Raw genomic sequence first — 17,725 nt, 5'->3', positions numbered from 1 at the left:
GCACTTTTCATCATCATGCGTGGAGAAGTCGTTGTTGAAACCTCAAGTGATCGCGCGGCTTCACAAAAGCTTGCCACAATTAAGGCTGGTGATTTTTTAGGTGAATTAGCACTGCTTGATGACACTCCAAGATCAGCCTCAGCTCGCGCTACTACACCAACTCAGGCATTTGCACTTTTTAGAAGTGATCTTAATCGGCTAGCAAATCTAGAGCCTGAGATAGCATGTGAGATTTTTAAAACACTCGCATGTATAATTGGAGAACGACTTAAAGCTACGAATCGCCACGTAGGCACAGCACAAAAGGTGGCATAAGTGACCGACCCCAATCGACGAATTCGTGGTATTTTATTTAATACAATAACTGCCATAACAGTAGTTTCAATTGCCGCTTTTTTAGTTTGGTCTTTAAGACCACTTATCTTACCAATAATTTTAGGTGTATTGTTTGCGTATCTTTTTAAGCCACTGAAAACTGCATTTAAATATCGATGGTTGCCAAATGGAATTCGGGTTGTCCTCGTGTTCTCTATATTGACAGGAGGAATATTAATGAGCGTTAAGTTTGTAAAAGATAATATTCCTAATGATAAAGAAAAATTAGAGATCATCGTTCGTATGAAATATAAATTTAATGAAAAATTTGAAAAAATGATGAACATTGACCCAGCGACCGGGCAAGGCAATGCGCTTTACAATCTTATTTCTCGCGACATTAACCCTCTACGCGTAGGCCTTAATAAGTATCTTGAGTTGACACCTGAACAAATTGAAGACTTCTTAGATTATTATAATGGCGTTGATGGTTACGAACCTGTTCCAGAAAAATACTATCAGTATTTTCGCTCCAATAATAAGCACCGAGAAAAATTAGTAGAGCCTCGCACCACTGCTTCAAAACCGTCAAAGAGCAACGACAAAAGCACTTCTTCAGACCAATCCTTCTTGTTAACGATCGTAAATATTCTTTCAATTTGGTTTGTATTGCCGATAGTATTTGTTGTTTTTCTTTTAGATGACGGAGCTATTCAACAATTTTTTATCAAACTAGTTCCCAATCGTTATTTTGAATTAGCACTTACGGTGCGCGAAGAAGTCGACTATGCCATTGGTAAATATCTACGGGGAATATCTTTAGAATGCGGACTCGTCGCAGCCTCAATGGCGCTTGGGCTTGTAATTGTTGGGATTCCTATCAAGATGGCATTACTCATCAGCCTACTCGCAGGTATTGCCACAGCAATTCCTCTCCTTGGCCCGGTAGTAGGTTTAAGTTTTGCTTTAACTTACGCTCTGATTGCCGAGGACATTTCACCCATATTACCAATGGTTGATATGGATAATTTGCCACTGGCCGTGTTTGTCGTCATAGGTATTGTTTTAGTTTTAGATAATATTGTTTTTCAACCAATCGTATTAGGCGGTGCAGTGAATCTTCACCCGCTGGTTGTAATCTTGGGAATCATGGCAGCATCAATGTTGTTTGGTATGACAGGTGTGCTCTTAGCAATTCCCACGATTGTGGTTTTAAAAGCAATCATTCAACATACTTTTCGTGGTCTCAAAGATTACCGAATCATATAATTATTTTTTAGTACCTGAATGATTCTTCCAGTCATACTCTGGCTTGTCATAACGGCCACTCCATTGCTTCCAAGTATGCTCAGAGGTGATTTGATGCATTGGAGGCCAACCACCGACGAAATATAGAAGTCGTTTGTACCAAGGAAAGGTCTTCTTCCATTCTTTTACTTTATTTTGCCAATCAGCAGCCATGAAAATCTCCTCGACCAAAGTTTAGAATTTATTTTTTCTATCCCCTACCAAAGGCCAATGTGACTAAGATGTGGGGTATTGCCTTAACATCAACTTACCATTACGGGAGACCAATGAAAACAATCACAGGATTTTTAGTTCTGTTTTTTGCATTCAACGTTCAAGCTCAAGAAGCTACACCAAGCAGTGCAACCTCGACAACTATTAATTCTGCCACAGAGTCGACTCCAAAAAGAAAAGATATCGACCAAGAAATCACAAATGCTCGCTTAAGAGCAACAAGTGGCGCAAAAAAATTACTCTCAATTCAAACAGCACTTACTTATAATGGCGGTTCAATTCAAGAGCCCTTGAGTAAAGAAAGACCCCAACTCAATGTAGGCGCTCTTGAGTACGACCCAGCAAAAATTGCGGGAACCGTAGCATTTAAATATCGCGCCACAGATCATGACAATATTTTATTAGGAGTCGGTGTAGGGTGGCTCACCCCTTCTCATGAAGGTCAAAAAGGACAAGTTGAAAATCCATATCTCGGATACGGAAGAGTTTTTAAAGCTGCCGGATTACAAAACGTGTTTACTGCAATCGTTCAACGATACACTGCAGCGGCGTCTACAAAACGGCATTTTGCATATGAATATGGAATGAATCATACAATTTTAAAATCAATTCCAAATACAAAATGGAATTTATCAGCAAACGCATCTTACAGCCGCGAGTTTTACACTCAATACACGGGTGGCCTACAAGATCAATTTTCACTTTTTCCGTCTGTTGAATACACGCTTAATAAAACATTTTCCATCAGAACTGTTTATCGTGGTTTGACTTTTTACAATATGGCTTCAGCTCCTGAGACTTTCATTCATGATGACGCAACAGAATCAACAGGCGTTGGTATTTCTGTAACGCGGGATCTTTATTTATATCCAAATGTTCAATGGGTTTGGGCTGACATGAAAGCTGAAAAAACAACTGTTGCACTAACAGCAAATATTAATCTCTAAAACAAAGGGGGATGTGTGAAACATCTATTACTAATAAGTGTTTTTATATTTTTCTCACATAATGTTAATGCCACAGAATATATTATTAAGTTTAAGAGCTCTATTAATCAGAACTCCCTTCAAACTTTAGAAACCTTAAACGTTAAAATTGTATCCACGATTCCACAGCTCAATATGGCCGTAGCCTCGGGGTCATTGCAAAATCTTAAAGCCCTCACAAATGAACACTCATCAGTAATTGAGTACATCGAGAAAAACGGAATCATTAAACTTGATGATTCGCCCCAACTTTTTGGCGGGTCATGGGAAAATGAAGCGAAGCAAATGTGGAACATGGAAGCCATAAAGCTTAAAGATGCATTTAAAATCACCCACGGTGATCGCAATGTCATCGTTGCCGTTTCTGATACGGGTACTTACTTAGAGCATCGCGAACTAAAAGATAATCTCTGGAAAAATAAAGGCGAAATCGGTTTAGATGCTCAGGGAAAAGATAAGTCAAAAAATAAAATAGATGATGATGGTAACGGTTATGTCGACGACGTGTTTGGCTATAACTTTGAAGCCAATTCAAGTTTACCACGAGAAAACCATTATCACGGTACCCACGTTGCTGGCACTATTGGTGCCCTTGGTGGTAACGGTAGCATTATAGGTGTTTCTGGAAATGTCAGCCTGATGACAGTGAAATTCATTGCACCAAACGGCGAAGGCAGTGATGCAGCAGCTATAAAATCTATTGTTTATGCTGTTGATAACGGAGCTCGCGTTATTAATTGCAGTTGGGGTACGTCCGAATTTGTTCAATCACTCTATGATGCTATTGTTTATGCGCAGAAAAAAGGTGTACTCATTGTTGCGGCTGCCGGAAATTCTGGTAAAAACCATGATAAGTATCCTCATTATCCTTCAGGCTTTGATCTTGCTAATGTTATCAGTGTTACTGCCACAAATAATGCAGGTGGTAAGCTCGCCTATTTTTCAAACTACGGTGCAGCCACAGTTAGCATTGCAGCCCCAGGTGATAGAGTGAATAGTACTTTTAGTCCAATGTATCAAACGACATCATGTGGAAGCGGCTCCGGATTATCTCATTACTATTGCGAACTCAGTGGTACCTCGATGGCAGCTCCTCATGTTACTGGCGCACTTGCAATGGTATACGCTGTTAATCCAAAGCTTAATTATATTCAAGCTAGAGACATTGTCTTATCAACAGCATCGCCAAGCATACACTTGAAAGACAAAGTCATTACCGGCGGTCAACTTGACGTTGCGGCTGCAGTTAAAAAAGCACAGACGACATTGAAGTGAGTGAACAACCCACACCACCAGTAGAAGTTCCGATGAGCTCCATAAGTACTGAAGCCTTAGATAAAATAATCGATCATTTTATTTTACGCGAAGGTACAGACTATGGAGCCACGGAGCTTCCCCACGAATCAAAAGTGGCAAGGGTTAAAAAACAACTAGCTGCTGGAAAAATAAAAATCGTTTATGATCCGAATGATGAGACAGTAAGTCTTATGAATGAAATCGATTGGAAAAAACAAATCAGTCTTTTAAATCAAAATTTAAATTAACAGCAAATGTCTCTCAACATCAAGCACTGGCGATTTTAACGGTTCAATTGTGGCTTTAAGATCTTTAAACTTTTTTTGCGCCTGGGCTAGCTCTTCATTAATTTTCTCTTTTCGCGCTTTTAAAAGAAAATATTTACCACCTCTATTAAAATGGCTGCGACTCACATCTAATAAAACATCTAGCGGTTTAAAGGCTCTTGCGACAACAAGATCGACTTTTCCTAATTCAGGTGGAATTTCTCCTTTAACTTCAATATTGGGAGCGATCGCGCTACAGCGATTCAAAAAATCTTGTTTCTTTTTACTTTTTTCAAAAAGATGAAAACCAATTTGTGGAAACTGAATGGCATAGATTATACCAGGCAGACCACCACCGGTTCCAAAATCAGCAACTGTTTTTATGTTTTGAGGAAATTTTTTAAGCGGCAATAGACAATCTATAACGTGATTGTCTATTAGATCTTCAAATGTCATCTTACGACTAACCAGATTAAGTTCGTCATTAGCCGCCCATAGTAAATCAAGAAATGCTTTAAGTTGAGGCAATGCCTCTTCGCGAAAACCAAGTTCAATCATTATTTGTGTTTGTTTATTAAATTGAGACATTCAAATACCTTAATTTGTATATTGATATCAGTAAAGAATTTTACCCACAACATAATGATGCCAAGGAAGAGGCCCCCTAAGGCAAGTTGAAGTGGCGGAGAGGGTGAGAGCCCCAGGCCGCATTTCTAAGTGATTGTTTGTGCTCTGTTTTGTGTAATTTCCAACTACACTCAATTTTTGCATTGAACTAGCCGACAAGTAAGTATGAACTGTTTGGGACTTTTCCTTATCGTTTTTTTCGTGGCCGATGTCACCAGGGCAGATATTGTTAAAGCCCGCGGGGCAGCTTCGCGAAAGCATTTTTCTGAACTCCAACAAGTCGACATCGAAGATGTCATTCGAGCAGAGGAAGATCCCGATTTCTTGCAGTATTTAAAAGATCGTGAACATCAGAAAAAATTAGAAGAGGCAGCTTACCTCGATAACAAAAAACAACGCCAAGCAGAACAAGCCGCCTATGAACAGGCCCGCATTCACTACATCAACAATGAGTATAAAAATGTTGATGTCGATGAATCTAGGCAAGAGGAACAATATATCAAGCAACAAATGGCCTCGCAGCAACAGCAAGAAAAATATCGTCGAGAATACGTGATTAACCAGCAAAACCAGGAAGAAAAAGCCAATATTGAACGCATGGCACGCATACAGAAAGCTTTTTCTCCCGAGCGAATGCCCGCTTCCGGTAAAAAATAACCTCCAATAGCAGCACAATAAAATACGACAAGAGTGGATGGAAGCCGCACGGAGCGAGCCTGTTAAAATCACTCGCAAAAGCGGGGAAGTCTTTGTTTTATTAAACGCAGATGTGTTTGAGAAAATGAAAATTGAAATCCCAGGGCTGCGAAGATTCCCCGTTTATGGTGATCGCTATTCTGCAAATCAGTTTTTTATCGGAAATGGCTCTGGAGGACAGGGTTGCTCTTCTGCAGAGAATGCACCAAAGCATTGATCGCGCTCATTCTTAATCGCAATAAACTGAAGGGATCGGCCATTATCTTCAACCGTGCCAAAACGGGGAAATGTGTATTTACGCAACCCTGTTTTTCTGTGTTCACGAAAATCGCCTATACCCGCCAGGTAAATTTGATTACCATTTCTCAAAATTCTTTCAATTTTTTTTATCCGATAATCACAGCTTTCCTTATCAAGGGTATTTGTTTGCACTAGTGTGAAGCTTGTTTTTTTCTCATCTAGAACGTGCATCATAAAGCGACCTACTTACATTACCCACAAATAGTATGAAAACCTAGATTTTCCTTTATGGACAGACTTGTCTCACGGTGAGACGAATCTAGACTGCTTTTTTTCTATGCGGGGTAGCCGCAGATAAAAGTGCATCTGGATTTTTTTCTGCCACTTGTAGCAACCGTCTTGCAGCACTCGAGGGTTTCTTTTCATCTTGTTCCCAGGATTGAATAACCCTAACACTCACACCCAAAAGTTTTGCAAATGCCCCTTGGCTCATATGAAGTTTTTTAAGCCTGATCTTTGAAATGGCAGCACCCGATAATTCAGGAGGTGGCTCAGGCATTTCCATCTTTGTCGTGCGCAAAGTGATTTTACCCTCTTGGTGGGCCATTACTTCCATCATTCCTTTTATAAGTTCTTGGTCTAATTTAGTTTTCTTCATTGTCATTCTCCTTTTACTGCCTGTGCAAACGCCTTCAGAATCGCCTTGAGTAGCTTAGGGCCACCCCAAGCATCCACTTTCTTTTTGAATATAGATAACTCTACAAATAGTCTATTCAACACACCAAGTAGTATAGAACACTTAGTGGTATAGTCAAGGGGTAATGATTGGCGGGATAAACGTCTAAGATATTGATTTATTCTGGTTTTTTTACGTCGTGAGCGCGAGAAACTAGGGACTCCCAATGGTCGCATAGAAGAACCATCGCTAACGTGTCTTGGAGTTGGACCTATTTATACCTCGTGTAAATGTGCCCGGTCTAAATAGGGACTCCACTCGTCTCACGATTGGGCTCACGGAATTAATCTAAAAAAAATCCCTAACATTTAATATGTTAAGGAGATTTGGCGGAGAGGGTGAGTTGCTCGATCCGCTTTTCTAAGTGTTTGTTAATTTTCAGTTTTGTGTGCCTTCAATAACTTGCCATGACTCAATTGTCGCTCTAGTCGGTCACTGACGGTCAGTGGACATGGGACGTTCCACGAATGGATCATTTTATTTCTTTTTTGGTAGAAGATTTGGATGACTCTTTTTCAACCAATTAAGGATATTTTCTCTTAACTCCAAAGCATATTGAATAAGCTCTTTGGCATCGGCAGCCGTCGCGCCTCCAACAAAATCATATTCAACACTATTTCTCTTTATACGACAGGCATCCAAATAGTCCGTATCCTTTTTAAACTTATCTCCAAGGATTTCTGGCAATGCCTGTAGCGTGCGGTAATGGGCCATATTTTTTTCAGGCCGATATCCGCTAGCGTAAAGGAGAATAGTACAAAGCTTAAGCGTAGCATTATAAGCAATCCCAAACTGCCAGTCGGGAGAGACATTACCCTCGGCATCTCTAAGATCCCGCTCGACGATTTCAAATAAATTTGAAATCTCTTGAGCTGAAGTTTTATGTGGTCTCAGCCAACCATTTTCAGCCCATTGTTTTAAGCTCATCATCGCTTCCTTTTATAAATATTTTTTCACCTTTTAAAATTTGAGTCACAAAATGATCTTTTGCCTTCCTTTTTTGTGCAAACTCTTCTTCTGTCATGACATGAGGATTAATCTCTCGATCAAGGACCGTTTTAGTCTTTGATAAAATTTCAGAAAGCTTACGAAGCCCAAGATCACCAACCACAAATAAATCAATATCACTCTTTGCTTTTTCCTCTTGGCGAGCAACGGAACCAAAGATAAAAGCGCATGTAATTGATTTGTAAGAGAGAGCTTTTTTTAGAGTCCCGATCATTCCAACTGTCTTTACTACCAAGTTGTGAATATCGGGATACAAAGGATGTTCACGATTGGCTGAATAATAAAGTCTGTTTCCGTCTCGGCGAGAAGCGACAAGGTCAAGACTGGAAAGAACTTTCAGGTCTTGCTGAATAGTGCCTATAGCCAACCCTGTTTTTCTCTCAATTTCACGCATATGAAGTTCCTTAGGCTCATCGAACAGGAGACCACAGATTTCAGCTCTAACTTTTGACGAAAAGAGTTTTTCCAATTGATTCATATTGTATTGTTATACCATACAATTGTATGGTATAACAATACAAATTATTAAATTCTTATTTCTTGATCCTTGACTGTAGCGGAGCGCTGTAATATTTAATTTTTTATTAGTAATTTCAATATCTTATGATATGGCGGAGAGAAGTCGCCGAATTCAGAACTGAGTGCATGGCTTGGGCGTCCTAATCTATCCACTTAAAATTACTGTATTTTCCTCTTGGTTCAGATTCAACATGAGTTTGTTCTCGGTAGCTCTTCTTGATGTTCTCAGTCAGAAATTTTGTTCTCGGCGTTCTCGCCCGGCGGACGCCAACCAGCACGAGCAAACAAGTTCCTCTTTATCTTTGCAGCGCTGTCAATGCACCTCTTACCAGTCTATTCAAAGTCGCACCCTTAATATCAAGAGGCCGCTGAATAGAGATGTACTGCTTCATTTCACGTCCCTTCGCACGGAACGGTTTGGCTATTCTCGCCAAAATCATCTGCTGTTTTTTATCCTCACCAACTCGAATGAAAAGTGAACCCCTGTAGATTTCATGCCAAAACCTCTTGCAGCCGCTGCACTGCCGTCATTTTTGTTGGATATTTTTTTGAGCTGACCTCATCGCTGGCCAACGCTTTAGCCGGGATATATCCGGAGACTAAGCCCAATAACTTTTCATAAGGCATTTTAAGACTGATTTCTGGGTTCTCAGCCTTGCCTCTAATAATATCAAGCTCCAAATCATTTGCGAAAATAGCAAACTCATACTCATCCACCAAAAACTGAATTTTATATCGAGATCCAATTTTTAGCTTTGGCCGGAGGAGCGCAGGAATGGCGACTTCTAGCCAGTGCGGTCTTTTATCACGAAGGCTCTTCTGAATTGGAATCAGGTTTCCACCCCAACGCACAAGTGATTCGACGGGCTCTCGCAAAGTGTGTCCTAATTCGGTTAGTTGATAAAGCCCGCGTTTTTTCGAATCCTCACTCCTCTGATCTACCAAACCATTTCTAGTCATCTCTTTAAGACGACTGACAAGTAAGTTAGGCGAGCAGCCAGGCAAACAGCCCTGGAGTTCCGAAAAACTTCGAGGTGTAATAAGTAGCTCTCTAACAATAAGAAGTGTCCAACGGTCACCCAGATAGTCAATGGCCACCGCAAGCCCACACATTTGCTTATGATTTTTCATACTATACATTTTATAGTTAAAGGTATATAATGTATAGTATAAAGAAGGCGGCACCTGATGGAGATTGTAAAAGCACAACTTAAAGACGGTTTACATTTGACCTTTAAGCGGCATGGGTCCGGCACTAAAATCTATCTTCTCTTGCACGGCATTCCGGGCTCAGCCCACTCCTGGGATAGGGTAGCTACCAAACTTTCAGGCGAAAGCTCCACAGTCCTTGTGCCTGACTTACTGGGGTTTGGGCTAAGCGCAAGACCATCAGATATTTCAGGTTTGTGGCTTGAGGCTCAGGCCCAAGCTTTATCAGAAGGATTAGAACAGTTGGGTGTCGACAGATTTCACCTTGTGGGACACGACTATGGCGGACCCATTTCCGTAACACTCTACAAAATGATACCTGGCAAAGTGAAAAGTCTAACCCTTTTAGCAACAAATACTTTCACAGATACCCCAATCCCGCCCCCCTTGGTTTTAATTAAAGCTCCAATCATCGGCAAACTTTGGGGTAAAGCCATTTTTTCAAAGCTCAGTCTTCGCATGATGCTCAAGCAGGGAGTTGGCAACAAAGCCACATCCCTAGATTCAGATTCTGCCCTTGGCGATGAACTGCAAACTCGAGCTATCGCTACAATTTTCGACTCTGCACTAAGAGAATTGAAGTACAGGTATAAAGCTGTGGAGGATTCACTTCCAAATATAAAAATCCCAACGACCGTTATCTGGGGAACAAAAGATCCATTTTTTAGTGTCAACCAGGGAAAGCGTACGGCCAGTGCCATACCTGGAGCCAAATTCATTGCTCTGGATGGAGCAGGTCACTTTTTACCTGAAGAACGGCCCGATGAGATTACCTTCGAATTAAAAAAATTAATGTTGGGTTAGGGGGAGAGAAACCTTGATCCGACTGTTTCTCGCCGGGGCGGCCATTTGCACAAGGTGTCCAAGGCCTCTGCCACACGCCAAGAGGAACTCTTCCTTCTGGGTTGGGCCCGCCCGCCCGCGCCGGGAACAACACTGGTCCAGAGGCTCTGCATAAGGCGGGTATCCGAGAAGGGATTTGGGTCTTTGCCCAAAATTCCGGGGGCGACAGGGGCGAAGATCCTAGCTGATGCAGGTTCCGACTTTGAACGCCTCCACCATCTACGGAACCTGATTCAATTTCACTTTTCGCTCGCAATCCAAAATTTGTAATCTCGAGAACTTCTGAGTAGAACAAATTTATGCCTTAGATCCCAACTCGTAGTTGAAGACGTAAAAATGTTTTCCTGATTCTATTTTAATCTCCATTTTTCCAGTCAGACCCATCAACTCGCCCGCACCAGAATCTGGAATGACTTCAAGGATAAGTCTGTCAGTGCCATGATCCATAATTCCAAAGTGCTGAAAAATAAAGGAGCCTTTTTTTTCCGTTTAATGTTCCAGTGACTTGCTCAATTGCCACATATCCTGCAGATCCTTTGACCGAAGTCATGGCACTTAACATCTCACCCTTACTGGTTGCTGATAATTCTCCACGAAAGGTTTTATCAATCGACATTCTTCCAAGCTTGGTCCCTTCTAAACCAGTGGCATAAGCCTCAAGTGGGTTTAATTTCACATCGAACTCACCACGTACAATCATTTTCGCCCCTTTCGTTTTCAAAACTTCGCTCCACCAATTCACCAGTTTTAAAACCCAGATGTCCGCAGAGGATGTTTTGGGTTTCTCTTTCTCAAACAACATCACAAATCTTAATAAGTTACTTTCAAAGCTTCGTATCGCTATCAGTTTCATCACGACCCGGGTGATCGGCCCCCAATTAGGTGCCACGCGATAAACAACAAAAATAATACGATGAATCCTAGCAGAATGTACGACTGCGGACGGACCGACTTTAGCGCTTTAATTCGCTCTATCAGGCGCCCCCAAGAAATTTTCCCCCACGGCTTGTACACCGCCAACACTGTGGCTACGAGTAACACCAGTAGGCCGCCTAATGGGTGGATCACGAGTTGAATTCGCTGTTGGTCGAGACCAGCTAAGGAGAATGTGGTCTCTCCCGCTATGTTTGCCACATGACTCACAGTCTTCATATGCACCACTAAAATGATGGTACCACCAATGGTCAGCAGAAGTTTCGCTAGAACCCAGTAATGCCGGAAGAGTCCCCAAGGTGTTCCGAGCGACTGGATAATCCCGGTTAACAGCGAAGCGATGCTTAATGGGACGATGACAAACCAGCCAATCAATTCCATCGCGAGATAAACGGCACGCACCAGCTGAACATCCTGGCTATTCATGCCGAAAATGGCGAGAGCTAGGTAAGCAACGACCGCACCGAGCCAACCAACTGAGAATGTGACATGTGCAGTGAGTGCGAATTTGCGAAGTCGAGGTGTCATGACTCGCGCTCCTTCTCAAACTCCCAAAAGGTCTTCGTCATAAACCGATAACAATCAGCAAGCTTTTTAGCTTCATCAGCAGGAAGATTCTCGCAAAGCAATTTATACCGCTGACTGAGACGTTCTTTAATCCCCTTGGGAATAGCTTTTCCTTTTGCGCTTAAGCTCAAGGCAACAGCTCGTTCGTCAATTGGGTCTTTCTTTTTGAGAATGAGCCCCTTTTTTACTAATTTTTGTATCGCCACTACCATAGTTCCGTGCGTGACCATCGCTCTCTTTGAAAGATCGGAAAGCCTTATTGATCCATTCATATCTAGGATTATCAGTACCATCATTTGCTGTGGGGTCAGGCTTCTAACAAAAGGCTCATTTCCCGCCACAAACTTTCTTAACGAGAGCATCAATGAGAAATGAAGATCGGCAAGATTTTTCCCTTCATGGCGCATGCATCAAAGTCCTTCGCATTCAAACCCCACTTCGCTTTATATTGATAATCAACATATTTATCCAGTACACGTCGATATGCCGGATTTCCAAATTTCTCTTGGTGGGATATTTACCGGACTTATTTCAAGAGAACTGTCTGACCGCCTCAGTTAACTTTTCCGATCAAATTCTTTTTCCGTTCTCGGCGCACCCTGCAGTTGTTCATCCAAAGACTGGCGATACTTAATGCAACCACTTAAGAATTGCGGCCACTCTGGAACCTCAATGCTCGGAGCCATTTTTTCAGGCAGTAAGGACCATAATTTAGGATGGTGCCCGCATAAGTTATGACCCGAACTATTCCTGTGTTCACGAATTCCATCGCGAAGACGTGTTACCTCCAGGATCAATTCGTCTTTTGTTTTTGAGTTCAAATCTTCATCCATATCTTCACTCCAATCGTTCGCTGTACAAGGATTTATCCTCGGTTTAATTTTAGTCAATCAACTTAATCTTCTGTCTCTTCTTACGAGCCGTATTCGCTGATTGTTGATAAATGTGCGTGTACTTTAGCGTTGTCTCCTGGTGCGCGTAGGTTTCGATTCTTTCGAACAAGTATTGTTCCACTCCAAGAACAATTCAGAAGCTTTATTGAACGCGCAGAAGCAAAATTTGAAAAAGTGGAGGGCGTTTTTGAGCCCGGAGGCTTTTTGAAACCTGCTGCAGCTAAGAAAGTTTTAATTTATGCACGGTGCTCGACAACCCAGCACGATCAGAGACCAGAAGTTCAAGTCGAAGAACTGAGAAGATACTGTGAGGCTCGAGGTTTTGAAGTATGCGAGGAAGTTGTCGACCACGGATTCTCTGGCAGCACTGAGAAAAGGCCTGGGCTGAAGCGCCTACAAGAATTAGTTCGGTCGCGAGATTGGCTTCCTGGCAGGAAAATAAAGAATGGCGGAGAGGGTGAGATTCGAACTCACGAACCCCGTGAAGGGTCTCCAGTTTTCAAGACTGGTGCGATCAACCGCTCTGCCACCTCTCCGTGTATGAGCGAACTTTGTTTGATTGTGCAATTTAAGATTTTACCGCTAGAAAATCAAGGCTATTTAGAAGCTGGAATCTTATCAAACCCGCAATAAGACTGAAGAACCTTTGGAATAAGCACGCTGCCGTCAGGTTGTTGAAAATTCTCTAAGATCGCCACTAAAGTGCGTCCAACCGCTAAGCCTGAACCATTGAGGGTGTGCACGAATTCAGGTTTTCCGCCGCCATTGGGCTTAAAGCGAATATTGGCTCTGCGGGCTTGAAAGTCTTCAAAGTTACTGCACGAACTAATTTCGCGATACGCATTTTGACCCGGAAGCCAAACTTCAAGGTCATATGTTTTCGCAGAACCAAAACCAATATCTTGTGTTGATAAAGCCATCGTACGGTAATGAAGTCCTAATTTTTGTAAAATAATCTCAGCATGCCCCGCGAGAAGCTCTAGTTGCTCATATGATTCTGTTGGTTTTACAAAACGCACAACCTCAACTTTATTAAACTGATGCTGCCGAATAAGGCCCTTTGTGTCTTTGCCGTATGATCCCGCCTCTGCTCGAAAGCACGGTGAATATGCTGTGAACGCGATTGGTAATTGTGATTCTAATAATACTTCTTCACGAAAATAATTTGTAACAGGCACTTCTGCTGTTGGGATTAAAAAATAATCTACATTTTTTAAATGAAATAAATCTTCTTCAAATTTAGGAAGCTGCCCTGTGCCCGTCATACTTGCACGATTCACAATAAATGGCGGTATCATCTCTTCATAGCCATGCTCTTTTGTGTGCGTATCGAGCATAAAATTAATTAATGCCCGCTCAATTTTTGCAGCATAACTACGCACAAACGTAAACCTTGCACCCGTCACACGTGCTGCGCGCTCAAAATCAAGAATTCCTAATTTTTCACCTAACTCCCAATGCTCTAAAGCTTTACCCGTGATTTGTTGTTTTTCGCCCCATTGCCGAACCACTTTATTTGCTTCAGGCGAACCCACAGGAACAGAGTCATGACAAACATTTGGAATGCGCATCAGTAAATCACGCACTTGTTCATCAACAACACCGGCTTCTGCCTCTAAGCGCTTTACCTCAACACTAAGTTCTTTCATCTGATTTAAAAGCTCAGTTGCGTCTTGTTTATTTTTTTTAAGCATTGCAATTTCTTGGTTAACTTTGTTTTGTTGAGCTTTGAGATTTTCAGCTTTGGAAATTACTTTTTTACGCTCATCATTGACCGCTAAAATACGATCGATCTCTGTAGGGTCACCGCCACGACTTGAAAGACTTTTTCGAAAACGCTCTGGATTCACGGTCAGGGATTTTAAATCTAACATTTTTTGATTCCTTTACCGTGCCTTTATTGGCCTGGCGCTACAACAATATACATTCTAAGAAGCATGGCAGTCATTACACAAAAAAGATTGAAAAGCAAAACCCCCGTATATTGCCATTTGCCACTGAGCTTAAAGAACACCCCAATAAAAAGCACAATGATAAAGGTAAATACAAAATTACCCACATCTAAGAGCTGCTTAAAAATAAGTGCAAACGTTAAGCCGATTATGAATCCTGAAAAAATTTTTAATAACGCCAGGCCTAATCCTCGACTTGATTCTTTAAAACGTCCCTGCATTTTCTTTAGCATTTTAGTTTCTCCAAGTTTTATTCTAACTCTCTTATTTTACTTAAAACCGCTTCTTTGTCAGGTGGGCTGGGGTCTAGTTGCAAATATCTTTTATAACTAGAAACTGCCTCAGAGGCCATACCCTTAGTTTCAAAAATAGCGCCCTGTTCTTTATAAATCTCAGCCACACCTGATTCTTTTGCCGATGCGAGTCTTAACATTGCAAGGGCTGCATCTAGAGAACCCTGCCCCCTATAGGCCTTTGCAAGTTTCACATAAATTGCAGCTCCCAGAGGTCTAATCTCAGCAGCTTTTTGATAATCTTTCGTGGCTAATTGATACTTACGCGAAGCAAGCAAGATGTCTCCTGAAAACTCATAGGGATCCGCCAATTTAGGATTCATCTTTTTTTCTTGTTCTAAATCTTTAAGTGCAAGATCTCCAGTGCCCATATCATAATGAGCCCGGGCCATATTAAAATACGCTCTTGGAAATAATGGATTGATCTGAATAACGAGCTTAAATTGTTTTTCAGCATCTGCTGGTCTCTTTGCTTTTAGATAAAGCTCCCCCGCTCTAAATAATCCCGCCGGGTCTGAGGGGTCAACTCTTGCGGAAGAAAGATAATTTGAAAGGGCTGCCTCAAGTTCATTTGATAAAAAAAGTGCATCACCCAATAACAAATAAGCTTCTTTATGCATATTATCAGCAGCTACTACTTGCTCAAGAATTTGTCTTGCGGGTGCATATTGTTCATCAGTTAAAAGTATTTCCGCTAAACCCACACGATATGTAAGTTGCATCGGATATTTTTCAATAAGTTGATTTAAATAATTAGACGCACCTTTCACACCTTCATATGTCGCTTTTGCTCTTGCATACTCAACCTGAGCCTCAGCATTACTTGGATCTAAATCAATAGCGCGTTTACTGTATTGAAGGGCCTTCACAACATCTTTTTTTGCTAATTGAATTCTACCCATCATTTCATTTGTTTTTACGTCGGTCTCATAAAGTTGGAGCGAACGATTGGCATAAACTTCGGCAGAAGAATAATCAGCACGCCTTAAAAATAACTGTGCGTACCCACGATATACTTCATAGCTTTTTTGATTAACTCTTAAAGCCATTTCTAAAGCACGTGTAGCTCCGTCAAAATCAAATCTCTGAGCTTTATAATCAGAAAGCAAAGTGTAACTTGTAATAAACTTCGGATCCGCAGCAATTGCTTTTTGCAAATACTCAATGGCTCCAGCGCTTTGATGAAGACCCCAAAGGGCTTCGGCTGCACGAACAGCAGCTCTTGCATTTTTTGGATTTAGAGAAAATGCTGATTTAAATTGCGCTTGTGCAGCCAAATAATTATTCGTGCGCATATATTGATCACCAATATTCATGTGCTGACGATCATCACCCGATGATACCGGACTAACACCACCCCCAGCAAAACGAGAGACAAGATCTTTAATCTCTGGATCAGACGGACTTAATGCCAAGGCTTTTTCTGCTTCTTTTTTACTGCGCGTTTTATCACCTGACTTCGCAAGAAGCATCGCCAAATAAATACGCCCACGAGCTTCGTTTGCGGGCAATATCTTTTCGTTAGAATCAAGTGCAACAGTTAAATACTCACGTGCTTTTTCATCGTGATTAAAATACTTCGCTTCAACTATTCCCAGCTCCAATCGCGCAGCCGCATGACTTGGATTCATTTTTAATGCTTGAATTAAAAATTGCTGAGCAGGCCCAGCAAGACCCGCCTTACTATGATTAACACCCGTCATGTAATTTGATTTAACCCAACTCGTAAGTAGTGACGCAGTTTTTTGGTAGTAGGCGATACTTTGTTGATACTCACCTGAGTTAAAAAAGAGATGGCCCTTAAGCGCATAAAGTCGCCCCTCCCCCGGCTGAGTCTGAAGACTTGCATCAATCTTTGCACCCGCCTCTGCGTCGCGACTCAGAATAATATCAACAATCGCTGCAGCAATACTTCTTTGTGTACCGTAGGGATCAGCCTTAGCAATAAGTTGCAACAAACCCTGGACAGTACTTTGATCACCACTGTCTTGTTTTGCAAACGGCCAGAGCTCAAGATCAGCCATGAGAAGCATTAATATCGCCTCAGCATTTGCGGGCGAAGCCTCAATCGCCAAAACAAATGATTCAGCTGCACGCACATAATTTGTATAGGTATCTTTATAAAAATACCCCCAACCCTTATTTACCAACTCTTTTGATTTTGCAGGATCATTGTTTTTTGAAATCTGCGGTCGAAGTAAGCTTATGGCACTTCGCTTTGAATTTAATTTTGGATAATTAAACGCAAAATAAAAGAGCACACCCGCAAGAGCTAAAAATATTAAAGGAACAAGAGTAACTTGTTTTCGTTTTATTTTTTTCTTATCACTCAATTCAATGGGCTGATGATTTACCTGCTGATTTTTATGTTGTTGATTATTTTGCCCTGTAGGGACTTGGGGTTTTTTAAATGGTGGCACATCGATGCGACTTACATCTTCATCTGCAATTTTTACAGTTTTTGTGCGCTGAGTATTTTTAAGCCGCCTTGTAGAAACACTTCCTGTTCCGGTTTGTGTCCCGGTTTGTGTTATTGGATCTTTTGGATTTTGTTGAGTTGGTGGATTTTGAGATTGTGGAGCTTTAGGCGAACTTCCACTCAGTGCTTGCAGAACTAAATTATAAAGTTCTGTTTCAGAAGACATTGGTATCCAATCACCTGCTGGATAAATCGCAACTTGTTCTTCTCCAGAAAATACACCCTTGCCTAAAAGTTCTCCAACTTTGTGCGCCTCAAAAGGGCCGTAGATATGCCCGTCAGAACTTCTAACAATCCATTTTTTGACTTGTGCTACCATTCACTCAAGTTTATGGTATGCACCTGG

General features: G+C 41.5%; 20 protein-coding genes, 1 tRNA gene and 1 pseudogene. 7 read left to right on the top strand and 15 right to left on the bottom strand.

What is annotated here, in order from left to right:
• Together SGI74_07670 and SGI74_07665 are read left to right on the top strand one after the other, a co-directional pair.
• On the top strand, window positions 1–315 hold a 315-nt coding region (locus tag SGI74_07670; GenBank protein ID MDZ4677375.1), incomplete at its 5' end, for a cyclic nucleotide-binding domain-containing protein.
• Window positions 316–1,584, top strand: coding sequence for an AI-2E family transporter (locus SGI74_07665; protein ID MDZ4677374.1), 1,269 nt, complete (start codon window positions 316–318; stop codon window positions 1,582–1,584). It begins immediately after the preceding gene.
• On the opposite strand, the gene SGI74_07660 is transcribed toward SGI74_07665, so the two are convergent.
• Entirely contained in the window at window positions 1,585–1,776 is a 192-nt protein-coding gene (locus SGI74_07660) for a hypothetical protein (protein ID MDZ4677373.1), read from the bottom strand.
• Window positions 1,777–1,889: 113 nt separating this feature from the next.
• On the opposite strand from SGI74_07660, the gene SGI74_07655 reads away from it, so the two are divergent.
• From SGI74_07655 to SGI74_07645, 3 genes are read left to right on the top strand one after another with little or no spacing between them, the layout of a single operon-like run.
• Window positions 1,890–2,783: a hypothetical protein gene (locus SGI74_07655; GenBank protein ID MDZ4677372.1), complete on the top strand. Its 894-nt coding sequence runs from the start codon at window positions 1,890–1,892 to the stop codon at window positions 2,781–2,783.
• Window positions 2,784–2,798: 15 nt separating this feature from the next.
• Window positions 2,799–4,097, top strand: coding sequence for a S8 family peptidase (locus SGI74_07650; protein MDZ4677371.1), 1,299 nt, complete (start codon window positions 2,799–2,801; stop codon window positions 4,095–4,097).
• Window positions 4,098–4,129: 32 nt separating this feature from the next.
• Window positions 4,130–4,366, top strand: a complete 237-nt coding sequence (locus tag SGI74_07645) for a YheU family protein (GenBank protein ID MDZ4677370.1) — start codon at window positions 4,130–4,132, stop codon at window positions 4,364–4,366.
• On the opposite strand, the gene rsmG is transcribed toward SGI74_07645, so the two are convergent.
• Complete coding sequence (gene rsmG / locus SGI74_07640; protein ID MDZ4677369.1) at window positions 4,358–4,972, bottom strand: 16S rRNA (guanine(527)-N(7))-methyltransferase RsmG; 615 nt, start codon at window positions 4,970–4,972, stop codon at window positions 4,358–4,360. The two genes, SGI74_07645 and rsmG, sit on opposite strands and share 9 nt — an antisense overlap.
• Window positions 4,973–5,185: 213 nt before the next feature.
• On the opposite strand from rsmG, the gene SGI74_07635 reads away from it, so the two are divergent.
• On the top strand, window positions 5,186–5,668 hold the full coding sequence (locus tag SGI74_07635) for a hypothetical protein (protein ID MDZ4677368.1): 483 nt from the start codon (window positions 5,186–5,188) through the stop codon (window positions 5,666–5,668).
• A 186-nt stretch (window positions 5,669–5,854) separates the two neighbouring features.
• On the opposite strand, the gene SGI74_07630 is transcribed toward SGI74_07635, so the two are convergent.
• The 5 genes from SGI74_07630 to SGI74_07610 all read right to left on the bottom strand — a co-directional run bounded on the left by SGI74_07630 (window position 5,855) and on the right by SGI74_07610 (window position 9,341).
• On the bottom strand, window positions 5,855–6,181 hold the full coding sequence (locus tag SGI74_07630; GenBank protein MDZ4677367.1) for a hypothetical protein: 327 nt from the start codon (window positions 6,179–6,181) through the stop codon (window positions 5,855–5,857).
• A gap of 85 nt (window positions 6,182–6,266) precedes the next feature.
• A complete protein-coding gene (locus tag SGI74_07625; protein ID MDZ4677366.1) occupies window positions 6,267–6,605 on the bottom strand; it encodes a helix-turn-helix domain-containing protein in 339 nt (112 codons plus the stop codon).
• A 555-nt stretch (window positions 6,606–7,160) separates the two neighbouring features.
• Complete coding sequence (locus tag SGI74_07620; GenBank protein MDZ4677365.1) at window positions 7,161–7,613, bottom strand: hypothetical protein; 453 nt, start codon at window positions 7,611–7,613, stop codon at window positions 7,161–7,163.
• On the bottom strand, window positions 7,588–8,169 hold the full coding sequence (locus SGI74_07615) for a nucleotidyltransferase domain-containing protein (GenBank protein MDZ4677364.1): 582 nt from the start codon (window positions 8,167–8,169) through the stop codon (window positions 7,588–7,590). Before SGI74_07615 ends, SGI74_07620 begins: the two co-directional genes overlap by 26 nt.
• 533 nt (window positions 8,170–8,702) lie before the next feature.
• Complete coding sequence (locus tag SGI74_07610; protein ID MDZ4677363.1) at window positions 8,703–9,341, bottom strand: helix-turn-helix domain-containing protein; 639 nt, start codon at window positions 9,339–9,341, stop codon at window positions 8,703–8,705.
• A gap of 57 nt (window positions 9,342–9,398) precedes the next feature.
• Between SGI74_07610 and SGI74_07605 the strand changes: the two genes are divergently transcribed.
• Entirely contained in the window at window positions 9,399–10,223 is an 825-nt protein-coding gene (locus tag SGI74_07605; protein ID MDZ4677362.1) for an alpha/beta hydrolase, read from the top strand.
• Window positions 10,224–10,559: 336 nt separating this feature from the next.
• On the opposite strand, the pseudogene SGI74_07600 reads toward SGI74_07605, so the two are convergent.
• The 8 genes and pseudogenes from SGI74_07600 to SGI74_07565 all read right to left on the bottom strand — a co-directional run bounded on the left by SGI74_07600 (window position 10,560) and on the right by SGI74_07565 (window position 17,698).
• Window positions 10,560–10,962 (bottom strand): annotated as a pseudogene (locus SGI74_07600) (DUF3224 domain-containing protein).
• 152 nt (window positions 10,963–11,114) lie between these two features.
• Window positions 11,115–11,723, bottom strand: coding sequence for a DUF2269 domain-containing protein (locus SGI74_07595; GenBank protein MDZ4677361.1), 609 nt, complete (start codon window positions 11,721–11,723; stop codon window positions 11,115–11,117).
• The gene (locus SGI74_07590) at window positions 11,720–12,169 is read right to left on the bottom strand and encodes a MarR family transcriptional regulator (GenBank protein MDZ4677360.1); all 450 of its coding nucleotides are present in this window, start codon (window positions 12,167–12,169) and stop codon (window positions 11,720–11,722) included. The genes SGI74_07595 and SGI74_07590 overlap by 4 nt, the downstream gene beginning before the upstream one ends.
• A 150-nt stretch (window positions 12,170–12,319) precedes the next feature.
• Window positions 12,320–12,595, bottom strand: a complete 276-nt coding sequence (locus SGI74_07585; GenBank protein ID MDZ4677359.1) for a hypothetical protein — start codon at window positions 12,593–12,595, stop codon at window positions 12,320–12,322.
• A gap of 506 nt (window positions 12,596–13,101) precedes the next feature.
• A tRNA-Ser gene (locus SGI74_07580) sits at window positions 13,102–13,191 on the bottom strand.
• Between the two features lie 60 nt (window positions 13,192–13,251).
• Window positions 13,252–14,529 carry a serine--tRNA ligase gene (gene serS, locus SGI74_07575; GenBank protein ID MDZ4677358.1) on the bottom strand — a complete coding sequence of 426 codons (1,278 nt, stop codon included), beginning with the start codon at window positions 14,527–14,529 and terminating at the stop codon, window positions 13,252–13,254.
• Window positions 14,530–14,552: 23 nt separating this feature from the next.
• The gene (locus SGI74_07570; GenBank protein ID MDZ4677357.1) at window positions 14,553–14,840 is read right to left on the bottom strand and encodes a hypothetical protein; all 288 of its coding nucleotides are present in this window, start codon (window positions 14,838–14,840) and stop codon (window positions 14,553–14,555) included.
• 17 nt (window positions 14,841–14,857) lie between these two features.
• Window positions 14,858–17,698, bottom strand: coding sequence for a tetratricopeptide repeat protein (locus SGI74_07565; GenBank protein MDZ4677356.1), 2,841 nt, complete (start codon window positions 17,696–17,698; stop codon window positions 14,858–14,860).
• Between the last annotated feature and the right edge of the window lie 27 nt (window positions 17,699–17,725).

This window comes from Oligoflexia bacterium (assembly GCA_034439615.1).
Taxonomy (GTDB): Bacteria; Bdellovibrionota; Bdellovibrionia; order JABDDW01; family JABDDW01; genus JAWXAT01.
The sequence above is the reverse complement of the archived record's forward strand: the minus strand, read 5'-3'. Positions and strand labels throughout refer to the sequence as shown.

Bases quoted from the DNA above. Each gene is read 5' to 3' on its own strand.
- SGI74_07620 (MDZ4677365.1), bottom strand. From the start codon at position 7,613: ATGATGAGCTTAAAACAATGGGCTGAAAATGGTTGGCTGAGACCACAT.
- SGI74_07605 (MDZ4677362.1), top strand. From the start codon at position 9,399: ATGGAGATTGTAAAAGCACAACTTAAAGACGGTTTACATTTGACCTTT.
- SGI74_07585 (MDZ4677359.1), bottom strand. From the start codon at position 12,595: ATGGATGAAGATTTGAACTCAAAAACAAAAGACGAATTGATCCTGGAG.
- SGI74_07570 (MDZ4677357.1), bottom strand. From the start codon at position 14,840: ATGCTAAAGAAAATGCAGGGACGTTTTAAAGAATCAAGTCGAGGATTA.
- SGI74_07655 (MDZ4677372.1), top strand. From the start codon at position 1,890: ATGAAAACAATCACAGGATTTTTAGTTCTGTTTTTTGCATTCAACGTT.
- SGI74_07610 (MDZ4677363.1), bottom strand. From the start codon at position 9,341: ATGAAAAATCATAAGCAAATGTGTGGGCTTGCGGTGGCCATTGACTAT.
- SGI74_07595 (MDZ4677361.1), bottom strand. From the start codon at position 11,723: ATGACACCTCGACTTCGCAAATTCGCACTCACTGCACATGTCACATTC.
- SGI74_07645 (MDZ4677370.1), top strand. From the start codon at position 4,130: ATGAGCTCCATAAGTACTGAAGCCTTAGATAAAATAATCGATCATTTT.
- serS (MDZ4677358.1), bottom strand. From the start codon at position 14,529: ATGTTAGATTTAAAATCCCTGACCGTGAATCCAGAGCGTTTTCGAAAA.
- SGI74_07590 (MDZ4677360.1), bottom strand. From the start codon at position 12,169: ATGCGCCATGAAGGGAAAAATCTTGCCGATCTTCATTTCTCATTGATG.
- SGI74_07565 (MDZ4677356.1), bottom strand. From the start codon at position 17,698: ATGGTAGCACAAGTCAAAAAATGGATTGTTAGAAGTTCTGACGGGCAT.
- SGI74_07630 (MDZ4677367.1), bottom strand. From the start codon at position 6,181: ATGATGCACGTTCTAGATGAGAAAAAAACAAGCTTCACACTAGTGCAA.
- SGI74_07625 (MDZ4677366.1), bottom strand. From the start codon at position 6,605: ATGAAGAAAACTAAATTAGACCAAGAACTTATAAAAGGAATGATGGAA.
- SGI74_07660 (MDZ4677373.1), bottom strand. From the start codon at position 1,776: ATGGCTGCTGATTGGCAAAATAAAGTAAAAGAATGGAAGAAGACCTTT.
- rsmG (MDZ4677369.1), bottom strand. From the start codon at position 4,972: ATGTCTCAATTTAATAAACAAACACAAATAATGATTGAACTTGGTTTT.
- SGI74_07615 (MDZ4677364.1), bottom strand. From the start codon at position 8,169: ATGAATCAATTGGAAAAACTCTTTTCGTCAAAAGTTAGAGCTGAAATC.